Source organism: Citrobacter sp. VF227 (assembly GCF_052950715.1).
In genome coordinates this window covers 24,780-37,475 of sequence record NZ_JBRFVF010000013.1, presented here as the reverse complement: position 1 = coordinate 37,475, position 12,696 = coordinate 24,780, and the positions used below count along the sequence as shown (strand labels likewise).

Sequence of the window (12,696 nt, the reverse complement as noted above, 5' to 3'; positions counted from 1 at the left end):
TTTAAGTCGTGGTGCGAGGGGGGGGACTCGAACCCCCACATCCTAAGGACACTAACACCTGAAGCTAGCGCGTCTACCAATTCCGCCACCTTCGCATTTCACAACTTTAAATTAATGGGGTGGCTAATGGGATTCGAACCCACGACAACTGGAATCACAATCCAGGGCTCTACCAACTGAGCTATAGCCACCACTGCAAATCTTTTACGCGGTATTAAAACCACCGCAGCTCCGGCACCTTACTAAATGGTGCGCCCGACAGGATTCGAACCTGAGACCTCTGCCTCCGGAGGGCAGCGCTCTATCCAGCTGAGCTACGGGCGCTTAGCGCCGTTGCGGGGCTGGATATTACGGAGGTCTCGGTCTGCTGTCTAGTGGTTTTTTAAAATAAATTATCGTTTGGTCATGGTTTGTGCGTTTTGTCGCTTATTCCTGCAATTTTTGGGCGTGCCATGACGATTCAGGCCAAAAACCTTATAAATGAGTGTCACCGCCAGTAAGAAGCCAATGCCAACAAACAGTGACATTCGGGTATCTTCATTAAAGTACATGCCGATTAATACGCAAATCAGGAACGCCATCGTCAAATAATTCGCCCACGGGAACAGAATCGAACGGAAAGGATGACTGGCGATCGCCGCTTTATGGGCCTGGCGGAACCGCAGCTGGCTTATCAGGATCACAAACCACGGCACCATCCCCGGTAGCACGCTGGCGCTATAAACATAAACGAATACGCGCTGCGGGTTGGGAATAATGTAGTTCAGGCACGAACCAATCAGCAGTATCGCGATAGAAATGGCTACGCCGGCAACCGGTACGCCATGGCGAGAAACTTTTCCAACAGCGGCGGGGAGCTGACGATTCTTTGCCAGTGCGTAGAGCATGCGCCCGCAGCTGTACATCCCGCTGTTACAACCCGACAGCGCCGCAGTCAGAACCACAAAGTTAATAATCCCTGCCGCGGCGGTAATACCAATCTTGGCAAAGGTGAGAACAAACGGACTGCCGTTGCTGCCAATCTCGTTCCACGGGAAAATAGTGACGATAACAAAAATCGCCCCAACGTAGAAAATCAGGATACGCCACAGCACTTTACCTACTGCGCTACGCAGCGTGACCTGTGGATTCTTCGCTTCACCTGCAGTAATGCCGATCAGCTCCACGCCCTGGTAAGAAGCCACGACAATACACAATGCCGTCAGGAAGCCCTTCCAACCACCAGCAAAGAAGCCGCCATGCTCGGTCAGGTTGCCAAAACCGATCGCCTGACCACCGTTGCCAAACCCGAAGAAAATCACCCCTAACCCAATGACGATCATCACAATGATGGTGGTCACTTTGATCATGGCAAACCAGAATTCAATTTCACCATACAAGCGAACTGCGGCGAGGTTTGCCAACGCAACCAGTCCAACAGCAATCAGTGCGGGTATCCATTGCGCCATTTCCGGGAACCAGAACTGGACGTACACCCCGATGGCGGTAATCTCTGATATCCCCACTGCCATCCACATAAACCAATATGACCAGGCGGTGAGATAACCAAAGAAGGGGCTCATATAACGATGGGCGTAAACAGCGAATGAACCGGCAACCGGCTCGAGGAATAACATCTCCCCCATAGAACGCATAATGAAAAAGACGAACAGCCCGGCCACGATGTATGCCAGCAGAACCGACGGCCCCGCCCATTTCAGGGTACTGGCAGCCCCCATAAAGAGTCCGACGCCAATAGTGCCCCCAAGGGCAATTAATTCGATGTGACGAGCCTCCAGCCCACGCTGTAGCTCAGGTTTGTTCTCGGCCATAAATCCTCTTGTTGTGTTTGCATGCTGTCCGGTATTACCGGTTCTCGTTATGGGTACATCTTGTTATGCCATAACAGGCCACACGACACCGACCGCTTAGCGGTTGGCGTCAAAACTCCACGGCACTGGAATGATTGTTGCGAATGGTTTCCTAAAATCGCTTAAATGGCAATTAAAGCATTCAAAAAATAGATGGATTGTGCGATAAAGCAGCGATAATGTGGTGAATAAGTAGCGTAATTAGTAGAAAACGCTACTTATCAGAGAAGAGAAGGTGTCAGAGGTTGCCGGTATAGTGCCAGCGGAGATAACGCAATAAGCGCAGTTGACGAGTGATGCGGCTTGGCTGCGACAGTAAGCGATACAGCCACTCCAGACCCAGATTCTGCCAAATTTTAGGTGCGCGCTTAACGTGACCGGTAAAGACGTCGTAGGTACCACCCACGCCCATATACAGCGCTTCTGGGTGAGTCTTGCGGCAATCACGCATAAAGATCTCTTGTTTCGGCGAGCCCATCGCCACCGTCACAATTTGCGCACCGCTGGTGTGGATACGCTCAAACAACGCCTGACGCTGCTCCGGGGTAAAATACCCGTCCTGGCTACCCACTATGTTCACGCGCCACTGCGCACGCAGTTTGGCTTCTGTTTGCGCCAGAACGTCAGGCTTACCGCCAATCAGGAATACCGGCGTTCCCTCCTGCCCGGCTCGCGCCATCAGCGCTTCCCACAGATCAGCCCCCGCCACGCGTGAAACCTGCGCCTGCGGGAATTTTTTGCGCACTGAACGCACCACGCTAATGCCATCCGCATATTTGAACTCAGCGGCGTTGATCAATTCCCGCACTTCAGGGTTATCTTCTGCCGTCAGCATTTTCTCGGCGTTGATCGCCACCAGTGTCCCCTGCCTGAGATGTCCCTCGGCAAACAGGTAATTTAGCGCATGCTGCATATCGCGCCAGCCAATCAGTTGTAGCCCGCGCAGCGAATAGAGTGGCGCTGTTGTGTTATCTGTCATTACGATCCTTCAATCTGTGTCCGGGGCAGCGATTTTATTCGTTTATGGATGAGTCCCGCACTATCGAATAGCCAGAACAGCAATTTTGCTACCAGCAGACAAACGCCAAAAATCACGAGGAAAAAGACTACTCGTGAGACAAACGAATCCAGTCCTTCACGTGCCAAAACGATCATATTGAAAATGGCACCAAAACAGAAACTGTGCAGAATCGCCGCCTTATAGCGATTAGCTTCGCGATTGCCTAACTCATACAACCAGTCGAACCATTTAATAATTAACCCGACGACAATCGCGCCTAACGGAATAAACAGCGCCCCGCCCATCACCACCAGAGAACCAATTAGCGTCGGCGAAATCGCCAGTCCCGAGTGGTTATTCAACACTTCCCAGGTAAAGTAGTTCGCTGAGTTGAGAACAATACTCGGCCGCCCTGGCCACAGCCAGGAAGGGATAAAGACATAGAAGTCACGAACAATCGGCGCCAGCCCCTGGAACTCAATATTGTGGTAATTTTGCAGCAACAGCGCCAGATTCTCCCACGGCGAGAAAGTGTCGCGCGTAAGATACAAGAACGTATAGAACGCCTCATCTCCGCTGACGTTCATTCCGTAGCGCTTCAGCGCAAGCCAGAACATTCCGACAATACCCAACACACCCGCAGCGGCCAGCATCCACAGCGAAATCCAGCCGCGAATAATGCCGATAAACAGGAAGATGGCAAACGCAATAATGATATTGGCGCGTGTCCCGCCCACAATCATATAGGTCAGCAAACCAAACGCGACAGTGCTTACCAGGAAGAACAACCACGCTTTGCTGTCCTGACGCAGGAAATAGACGACCAGCATGGCCGGAATGAAGAAGTAGAAGAAACGCTTCAGAGCGACCCCAGAGACTTCGCTGGAAAAAATCTGGCTGTAGGATTGCAGTCTGAACAGCAGGAATCCGTTGTTCATAAAGAAGACGCCTACGCTTACCAACGCAATCGCCATCAGGATAATCCAGGTCAAATGGGCTTCAACGCGGTTAATAGTAAACAGCGGCCTGCGCGGCTTACCCTCTACTCGCTTACGCAATCGCGTTTTATACGTCACATAGTAGACGGCATAGAAACAGGCGGCTGACAGCAAGGCCTGCAGCAAGATCTCCGGTGGAGCGACAGCCACATCAAAACGGAACACCAGGATGCTGGTCAACGGGAATCCAAAAAAGAACGTCAGCAAAAACAGCAGCGAAAAGAAAACGTTGAAGTTAAAACGTACGCGACGGAATTCGAACCAGGTCAGCGTGGCGATAAACAAGGTGGAAAGCAACCATACCACCAGCAGGCCGCTAAATTGCATCAGGCTCATACGATTTCTCCTGAAGCAATGCGCAGCGCGTTATGCCACGGCTGCAGATAATTAGGGCTAAAGAAGGTGATTGTATTTTTATCTACCGATGCCAACTGGCGCTGCGCTTCGCGTACGACGTCTTCATTGAGCTCATCAGTGGTAAATAACACCGGGAGATTCTGCTCCACCATATCCTGCCAGAAGGGATTTTCACGGTTCAGCACGCAAGGAATACCGGCCTGAATCAGCAAACACAGAGTACCGATCCCTTGCTGACGGGCAAAAATGAAGTACCCCAAATCACACTGACGCAATAATGCCAGATAGGCATCAAATTCCAGTTTTTCACTTAAAATTTGCAGATTATCAGCGCTAAATAATGCCAGCCCCGCCTGGCGAACCTCATCGATGTAGGCCGTATTATTAGCGGGGTAACCCATCGGCACAATCACGTTCACCGTGTCGCCGAACTGCTGATGAACAGCGCGTAGCGCGGCAACATGCTCATTGCTGCGATCGCCTGAGTTGCCAACCAACACCGTCATCTTGCCGCTACGCTGACATTCACTGCTCATATTATTGAGTCTGGGATCCATTCGCGTTGGGAAATAGAGCAACTCACCACGCACACGCGGATGTTGTCCGGCGAAATAGCTCAAGTCACCACGCGTGGCAAATACGCAGCCCACGCGGTTCTGCGCCATGCGACGAATCGGGTAAAACAGGCGGAATTTCAGTCCACTGGAGACTTCGTATAAATCTGCGCCCCAGATATGCCAGTTAAACTGCGTCGGTTTAATTCCCCCGCTCAGCAGCGCCAGCCACAGGCTGGTATTGAACTGACCGTGGAAGAAGAAGCGCTGTTGGCGATCCGCTTTTGCTTTCGCGATAACCGCTTCAGCCAACGCCTTTTTCCCGCTGTAGAAACTCAGCGATAACGCCGGGCAGCTCTCACTGAATCCCGCATCCGGACCTGCAACCATAAACGAGCGCGCGTGCTCGCTGGTTGCGGCCAGCGAGTCGTTGAAAAACCGCAGCACGGTTTGATTATGGTGAGGGATATCCGATCCCAAAACGTGAATCAGTACAGTCATGCCCGCCTACGCCAGAGTAAAAATACGCCACAACAAAGAGAAAAATAGACGATGTACGTTGCCATATACGCCTGTGCCGCGCCCAGCGCACCGTGAGCAGGGATCAACCAATGAGCAAACGCCGTCAATAATATGAACTGGCTAATTTCAGCCAAAATATAAAACCGCAGCGACGCTTTCGCGATCACCAGATACCCAAAGACATACGCCCCCACTTTCAGCACATCGCCGACCAGTTGCCAGGCAAACAGGTCGCGCATCGCGGTGAATTTAGCGGAGAAAAGCAGCCAGATAGCAAAGTCACGCAGTAGCCAAACGCTAAAGCTTGCGGCGGCAACCGCCGGCAACACAAACTTCAACGACTTGATCACTTCGCGTGTAATGTCGCGCTTTTCGGTCAAACGCGACAACGTCGGCAGCAAGTAAACGCTAAATGAGGCGGTGATAAATTGCAGGTAAGCATCGGAAATACTGCTTACCCCTTGCCAGATCCCCACATCATCCCAGCCGTACTGCGCCGCCAGCAGGTTTCGCATCATCACATATGCGACAGGTAGCGTTATGGAGGTAATCAGCGCCATCAGCGTAAACTTGCTTAGCTGCCCTGCCAGACCGTTATCCCACGAGGGCTTCAGGTAATGCAGAGGAATAGTGCCACGCTTAATCAGCATGATGGCTGCTGGGATAACCACCAGCGCAGGAACCAGCGCCAGCCCCAGCAAGGCCCCCTCATACCCACCCAAGCGATAACAGCCATAATAAGCCACCACGCCTACCAGGCTACCCACAATTAGCGACAGCGCGTTACCCGCCGCATCGCGGAAACCCTTCATCAGCGCCAGCAGTAGATTCGCCCATGCAATACCCATCTGCACCAGCGCAACCAGTCGTACCAGCCCCTGATAATGAGTATGGCCAAATAACCCCTGACTGATAGGCGCGGCTGCCAGCAAAAAAATCACCGCCATTAGGGTAGAGAATCCCAACACCATTGCGGAAGAGGTACCGACTACCCTCCGCAATCGTGCCGGGTCATCATGGTGCTGCGCAACGTATTTCGTGACGCCGTTAAAAATGCCGGCCCCCGCTAACACGCCAAGCACGGTGACCATCTGACGGAAGTTGCCCGCCTGCCCCACGCCAGCCGGACCAAATGACACTGCCAGCAGCTTCACGACCAGCAAACCCGCACCGATTTTTACCAGCGTACTGGCCGCCGTCCACAAGGACGCTTTTGCAAGCGACATATCAGGCGAAATAGTTGAGTAAGGTCGAAATTACCGTTCGCTGGTTAACCGGTGACAGGTTATAGAACAGCGGTAAACGCAGCAGGCGCTCGCTCTCTTTGGTGGTGTAACGATCAACACCGGCAAACACGCCATATTTATCGCCAGCCGGGCAATCATGCAGCGGGATATAGTGGAACACCGCCATAATTTCGGCTTCTTTCAGGAAGTTAATCAACGCGGTGCGATCATCGATATCGCGCAGCTTGATATAAAACATATGGGCATTTTGCACGCAGCTTTCCGGAACACAAGGCAGGTCAATCCGTCCGGCACGCGCCAGCGGTTCGAGGGCATCGTAATAATTCTGCCACAGCGCCAGACGCTGCTGGTTAATGCGGTCCGCCGCTTCCAGTTGCGCCCACAGATAGGCGGCCTGCAGATCGGACATCAGATAGCTGGAGCCGATATCACGCCAGGTATATTTGTCTACCTGACCGCGGAAAAACTGGCTGCGGTTGGTGCCTTTTTCACGGATGATCTCTGCGCGTTCGACTAATTTTTTATCATTAATCAGCGTCGCACCACCTTCACCGCCTGCGGTATAGTTTTTGGTTTCATGGAAGCTAAAGCAGCCAATGTGACCAATTGTCCCCAGCGCCCGACCTTTGTAGGTTGACATGACGCCCTGAGCGGCATCTTCCACCACAAACAGGTTGTACTTTGTCGCCAGCGCCATAATGGTATCCATTTCGCAGGCCACGCCCGCGTAATGTACTGGCACAATCGCGCGGGTTTTGTCGGTAATTGCCGCTTCAATCAGCGTTTCGTCCATGTTCATGGTATCCGGGCGGATATCAACAAAGACGATTTTTGCCCCGCGCAGCACGAAGGCATTGGCCGTGGAGACAAACGTGTAGCTTGGCATAATGACTTCATCACCAGGCTGGATATCCAGCAGTAATGCCGCCATCTCAAGCGATGCGGTACAGGAGGGTGTCAGCAGCACTTTCTCGCTGCCAAAATGCTGCTCCAACCATTGCTGACAGCGGCGGGTAAAGCCGCCATCACCACACAGTTTGCCGCTGTTCATCGCGGACTGCATATAATCAAGTTCAGTTCCCACCACCGGCGGTGCGTTAAATGGAATCATCGTTTCACCTGTATAACCAATACGCGGTGCTTTCCACATTCGCACCACTGTGTATGTAACGTTTAAGCGCGGCGGTGTTGCCCATTTGGGTCGCCACGCGCAATGTTGTTTTACCGCGAGCCTGTGCCCAACAAAGCGCCGCCTGCATCAGTTCTGCGCCCACACCATGCCCGGCCAGCAGACCAATTCGGGCCTCGGTCGCATTCAGTTCACGCAGCGAGACATAGCCACGAATTTCACCTGTCGGTTTACGAAAAATGAGGCATTGATGATCGAACGTCCCAAGCACCGCGTTTTCGATCCACTGCGCGTAAAAACGCGCACTGGCATCTGCGGGATACCACGGAGTGCGAAAACGACTTTGCGCAAACGCCTGGCCTGCCAGTTGGCGTAATGCCGGGATATCCTCAGGTTGTGCGACCTGCGCACCGGGGTTGCCGCTGAAACAGGTCACCGGCAGTACAAAATCCACTTCACCTTCTACCAGTGAGAATCCCAACTGCTGTAAGCCATCTAATTCATGGCTATTTGCGGCAGGAATTTTTGCCTGTACCCGCGACCAGGACTGCAACGCATTCGCAGTCAGAACCGGCGCATGTTGGTCAAAACGTACAATGGCGCTATTGACGCCAAAGAACGTATTTTCCCAGCTAAGCGGCTCAATACTGGCGCGGACGAGCACGGAGCAGCTCCAACAAATATTGGCCATAGCCCGTTTTGGCCAGTGAACTGGCGGCACGCTTCACGCCTTCGTCATCCAGCCAACCGTTACGCCAGGCGATTTCTTCCAGACAGGCTATTTTAAAGCCCTGGCGTTTCTCTACCGTCTGCACAAAAGTACTCGCTTCGATCAAACTGTCATGCGTACCGGTATCCAGCCAGGCAAAACCACGCCCAAGCAACTCTACCGTCAGGTGTCCGTCATCAAGATACATCTGGTTAATGGACGTAATCTCCAGTTCTCCACGCTCAGACGGTTTTACGCGTTTTGCATATTCCACCACTTTACTGTCATAGAAATAGAGTCCTGTCACCGCCCAGTTAGACTTCGGTTCTTTCGGCTTCTCTTCCAGTGAGACTGCGCGAAAATTTTCGTCAAACTCAACAACACCAAAACGTTCAGGATCCATCACCTGATAGCCAAACACCGTCGCGCCTTGCGTTCGGGCAGCCACATGACGCAGTTTTGGACTAAATCCCTGACCAAAGAAGATATTGTCCCCTAACACCAGACACGATGGTTCACCGTTAAGAAACGTTTCGCCGATAATAAACGCCTGCGCTAATCCATCCGGGCTCGGCTGCTCAGCATACTGCAATTCAATGCCGAACTCAGAGCCATCACCCAGTAAACGCTGGAAATACCCTTTATCTTCCGGGGTAGTGATAATCAGGATTTCGCGAATTCCCGCCAGCATCAGTACCGATAGCGGGTAGTAAATCATCGGCTTATCGTAAATGGGTAACAATTGCTTCGATACGCCGCGCGTGATGGGATACAGGCGAGTACCTGAACCACCCGCCAGAATGATACCTTTCATGCGTTGTCTCCTCCGGGAGCCAAAACCAGGCTGTTAGCCCTTCAGACCTAAACGTTCGCCCTGGTAACTGCCGTCCTGCACGGGTTTCCACCATGCTTGATTATCCAGATACCACTGCACGGTTTTGCGCATTCCGCTTTCAAACGTTTCCTGCGGCATCCAACCTAGTTCACGCGCTATTTTTGAAGCATCAATGGCGTAACGCAAATCATGACCTGGGCGATCGTCCACAAAAGCGATCAAATCGCGGTACTGCGCAATGCCCTGCGGTTTATGCGGCGCCAGCTCTTCCAACAGGCTGCAAACTGTTTCGACGACATCCAGGTTTTTACGCTCGTTATGACCACCAATATTATAGGTTTCTCCAACCACGCCCGCCGTCGCCACACACCAGAGCGCCCTGGCATGATCTTCTACATATAACCAGTCACGGATTTGTTGCCCATTGCCGTACACCGGCAACGGTTTCCCCGCCAGTCCGTTGAGGATCATTAGCGGAATCAGTTTTTCCGGGAAATGGTACGGACCATAGTTGTTGGAACAATTGGTAATCAGCGTTGGCAGACCATAGGTACGCAGCCAGGCGCGGACCAGATGATCGCTGCTGGCTTTCGACGCAGAATAAGGGCTACTCGGCGCATACGGCGTGGTTTCTGTGAAGAAATCATCGGTAGAATGGAGATCACCATACACCTCATCCGTCGAGATATGGTGGAACCGAAATGCGGCTTTTTCCTCGCTGGTTAATGCACTCCAGTACGCGCGCGCCGCTTCTAACAGCGTGTAAGTTCCCACAATGTTAGTTTCGATAAATGCGGCCGGCCCATCAATGGAGCGGTCAACATGGCTTTCTGCAGCCAGATGCATCACACAGTCCGGCTGATATTGTTGAAACACTCTGTCGAGAGATGCCCGATCGCAGATATCCACTTTCTCAAAGGCAAAACGGGGATTCTGTGCAACCGGCTCCAGCGACATCAGGTTTCCGGCGTAGGTCAGCTTATCGACCACCACCACCGCATCCTTTGTCTCATGAATGATATGCCGTACAACTGCAGAGCCGATGAATCCCGCTCCACCGGTAACCAGAATTCGTTTCATTAGCGCCAGACCCCTTTGGTATCAACCACGTACTGCTGTTGTACCGCATCGCCTTCAATGGCTTTAAATTCATTATGGTCGACCAGCATGACTAACACATCGGCACTTGCCAGCGCATCATCCAGTGCCGCCAGCTGGCAAAGACCATCCAGTTTTTTCGGCAGTTGACGGATATTCGGTTCCACCACCAGCGTTTCACCTTTGTGCCATTGCGCGATATGTTGCGCAATTCCCATCGCCGGGCTTTCACGCAAATCATCAATATTCGGTTTGAATGCCAGGCCAAAACAGGCAATTTTCACTTCGCTGGCGCGTTTGTTGGTGTCCGCCAAACAGTCGGCCACGGCAGCCTTAACACGCTCGACCACCCAATGAGGCTTACCATCATTGACCTCACGCGCAGTGCGGATTAATTTCGCCTGTTGCGGGTTCTGCGCCACGATAAACCACGGATCGACCGCGATACAGTGCCCACCTACGCCCGGGCCAGGCTGCAAAATATTCACACGCGGATGACGATTTGCCAGGCGAATCAGTTCCCAGACGTTAATCCCCTGTTCGGCGCAAATCAGCGATAGTTCATTAGCGAAGGCGATATTGACGTCGCGGAAGCTATTTTCCGTGAGCTTGCACATTTCCGCTGTGCGCGCGTTGGTCACGACACATTCTCCTTCAAGGAAGATGTTGTACAGCTCACTGGCGCGTGCAGAACAGACTGGGGTCATGCCCCCAATCACTCGGTCGTTTTTAATCAGCTCAACCATCACCTGACCCGGCAGCACGCGTTCAGGGCAATAGGCAATATTGACGTCAGCCTGGTCACCAACCTGTTGCGGGAAAGTCAGATCGGGCCGCATTTCTGCAAGCCATGCAGCCATCTGTTCCGTTGCCCCGACGGGTGACGTCGATTCAAGGATCACCAGGGCGCCTTTTTTCAACACCGGTGCAAGAGACTTCGCCGCGGCTTCAACGTAGGCCATATCGGGATCATGCTCACCCTTGAATGGAGTCGGCACGGCGATCAGATAAGCGTCAGCTTCGACGGGCGTAGTGACCGCTCGCAGAAATCCGTTTTCAACCGCCGTTTTCACCACCGCCCCCAGATCGGGCTCAACGATGTGAATTTCCCCGCGGTTAATGGTGTCCACCGCATGCTGATTTACATCTACGCCAATCACATGTTTTTGACGGGAAGCAAAGGCAGCCGCCGTTGGCAGTCCGATATAACCCAGCCCAATGACAGAAATGGTCGTAAAACTCATAGCGATATCCGATTATTTTTTAACGCGTGTAAAATTCGGTCACATGCCTGCCCGTCACCATACGGATTATGGGCGCGGCTCATGGTTTGATATTCATCGTCGTTATGAAGCAAACGCGTGACTTCTTCAACAATACGCTGCGGGTCTGTCCCCACCAGACGTACCGTACCAGCGGTAATGGCCTCCGGACGCTCCGTCGTTTCGCGCATTACCAGCACAGGTTTCCCCAAAGACGGCGCTTCTTCCTGAATCCCGCCGGAGTCGGTAAGGATCAGCCAGGCGTGATTCATCAGCCAGACGAATGGCATATAGTCCTGCGGTTCAATCAGAATCACGTTTTCAACGTGACCTAAGATTCGATTAACCGGCTCGCTAACGTTAGGGTTGAGGTGTACCGGATAGACAATCTGTACATTCTGATTAGCCGCAGCAATTTCCGCCAGCGCGTGGCAAATGTTTTCAAAGCCGCGGCCAAAACTTTCCCGACGATGGCCGGTCACCAGGATCATCTTTTTATCAGAGCTCAGGAAAGGATAATGCTCTGCTAATTCAGCACGCAATTCATCGTTCGCCAGTACGCGGTCGCGAACCCAGATCAACGCATCAATCACCGTATTGCCCGTGACGAAAATACGATTTTCGGGAATAGCTTCCCGTAACAAATTTTGGCGCGAGTTTTCTGTTGGCGCAAAATGATACATAGCCAGACGCCCGGTCAGCGTACGGTTCGCCTCTTCCGGCCAGGGAGAGTAGAGATCACCAGTACGTAAACCAGCCTCTACATGCCCCACCGGGATGCGCTGATAGAACGCAGCCAGACTAGTGGCAATGGTCGTTGTGGTATCACCATGAACCAACACCACATCAGGTTTAAAATCAGCCAGAATTGGCTTTAACCCTTCCAGTATTCGGCAGGTAATTTCTGTTAATCCCTGGCCTGGCTGCATAATATTGAGATCGTAGTCAGGTACAATGGTAAAGAGGTTCAACACTTGATCGAGCATCTGCCGATGCTGCGCCGTGACGCAAACTTTCGCCTCAAAATCAGGATCTTTTGCCAGCGCATGAACCAGAGGTGCCATTTTGATAGCCTCCGGTCGCGTGCCAAATACAGTCAGTACTTTCACATCGATTCTCTTCGGATTGGCAGTGA

10 protein-coding genes, 3 tRNA genes and 1 pseudogene are annotated in these 12,696 nt (G+C 52.4%); all 14 read right to left on the bottom strand.

The window, feature by feature from the left end:
* Positions 1-9: 9 nt before the first annotated feature.
* The 14 genes and pseudogenes from ACU8YC_RS23010 to wecB all read right to left on the bottom strand — a co-directional run bounded on the left by ACU8YC_RS23010 (position 10) and on the right by wecB (position 12,670).
* Positions 10-95: transfer RNA gene (locus ACU8YC_RS23010), tRNA-Leu, on the bottom strand.
* A gap of 20 nt (positions 96-115) precedes the next feature.
* Positions 116-191: transfer RNA gene (locus tag ACU8YC_RS23005), tRNA-His, on the bottom strand.
* A gap of 56 nt (positions 192-247) precedes the next feature.
* Positions 248-324, bottom strand: a tRNA-Arg gene (locus ACU8YC_RS23000).
* Between the two features lie 102 nt (positions 325-426).
* Positions 427-1,811: pseudogene (gene thrP / locus ACU8YC_RS22995) on the bottom strand (bifunctional threonine/serine APC transporter ThrP).
* A gap of 277 nt (positions 1,812-2,088) precedes the next feature.
* Complete coding sequence (gene wecG, locus ACU8YC_RS22990) at positions 2,089-2,829, bottom strand: lipopolysaccharide N-acetylmannosaminouronosyltransferase (protein ID WP_187254150.1); 741 nt, start codon at positions 2,827-2,829, stop codon at positions 2,089-2,091.
* Positions 2,829-4,184 carry an ECA oligosaccharide polymerase gene (wzyE, locus tag ACU8YC_RS22985; RefSeq protein ID WP_187254149.1) on the bottom strand — a complete coding sequence of 452 codons (1,356 nt, stop codon included), beginning with the start codon at positions 4,182-4,184 and terminating at the stop codon, positions 2,829-2,831. The genes wecG and wzyE overlap by 1 nt, the downstream gene beginning before the upstream one ends.
* Entirely contained in the window at positions 4,181-5,260 is a 1,080-nt protein-coding gene (locus ACU8YC_RS22980; protein ID WP_151217257.1) for a TDP-N-acetylfucosamine:lipid II N-acetylfucosaminyltransferase, read from the bottom strand. The genes wzyE and ACU8YC_RS22980 overlap by 4 nt, the downstream gene beginning before the upstream one ends.
* A complete protein-coding gene (gene wzxE, locus ACU8YC_RS22975) occupies positions 5,257-6,507 on the bottom strand; it encodes a lipid III flippase WzxE (protein WP_187260253.1) in 1,251 nt (416 codons plus the stop codon). The genes ACU8YC_RS22980 and wzxE overlap by 4 nt, the downstream gene beginning before the upstream one ends.
* Before the next feature lies 1 nt (position 6,508).
* Positions 6,509-7,639 carry a dTDP-4-amino-4,6-dideoxygalactose transaminase gene (gene rffA / locus ACU8YC_RS22970; protein ID WP_278238713.1) on the bottom strand — a complete coding sequence of 377 codons (1,131 nt, stop codon included), beginning with the start codon at positions 7,637-7,639 and terminating at the stop codon, positions 6,509-6,511.
* A gap of 4 nt (positions 7,640-7,643) precedes the next feature.
* The gene (gene rffC / locus ACU8YC_RS22965; RefSeq protein ID WP_446895779.1) at positions 7,644-8,321 is read right to left on the bottom strand and encodes a dTDP-4-amino-4,6-dideoxy-D-galactose acyltransferase; all 678 of its coding nucleotides are present in this window, start codon (positions 8,319-8,321) and stop codon (positions 7,644-7,646) included.
* Positions 8,299-9,180, bottom strand: a complete 882-nt coding sequence (gene rfbA, locus ACU8YC_RS22960; protein WP_151217262.1) for a glucose-1-phosphate thymidylyltransferase RfbA — start codon at positions 9,178-9,180, stop codon at positions 8,299-8,301. Before rfbA ends, rffC begins: the two co-directional genes overlap by 23 nt.
* A 33-nt stretch (positions 9,181-9,213) precedes the next feature.
* Positions 9,214-10,281, bottom strand: a complete 1,068-nt coding sequence (gene rffG, locus ACU8YC_RS22955; RefSeq protein ID WP_151225753.1) for a dTDP-glucose 4,6-dehydratase — start codon at positions 10,279-10,281, stop codon at positions 9,214-9,216.
* Positions 10,281-11,543: a UDP-N-acetyl-D-mannosamine dehydrogenase gene (gene wecC, locus ACU8YC_RS22950; RefSeq protein ID WP_151217265.1), complete on the bottom strand. Its 1,263-nt coding sequence runs from the start codon at positions 11,541-11,543 to the stop codon at positions 10,281-10,283. Before wecC ends, rffG begins: the two co-directional genes overlap by 1 nt.
* Positions 11,540-12,670 (bottom strand): non-hydrolyzing UDP-N-acetylglucosamine 2-epimerase, encoded by a 1,131-nt coding sequence (gene wecB, locus ACU8YC_RS22945; RefSeq protein ID WP_210905537.1) that lies wholly within the window; start codon positions 12,668-12,670, stop codon positions 11,540-11,542. Before wecB ends, wecC begins: the two co-directional genes overlap by 4 nt.
* Between the last annotated feature and the right edge of the window lie 26 nt (positions 12,671-12,696).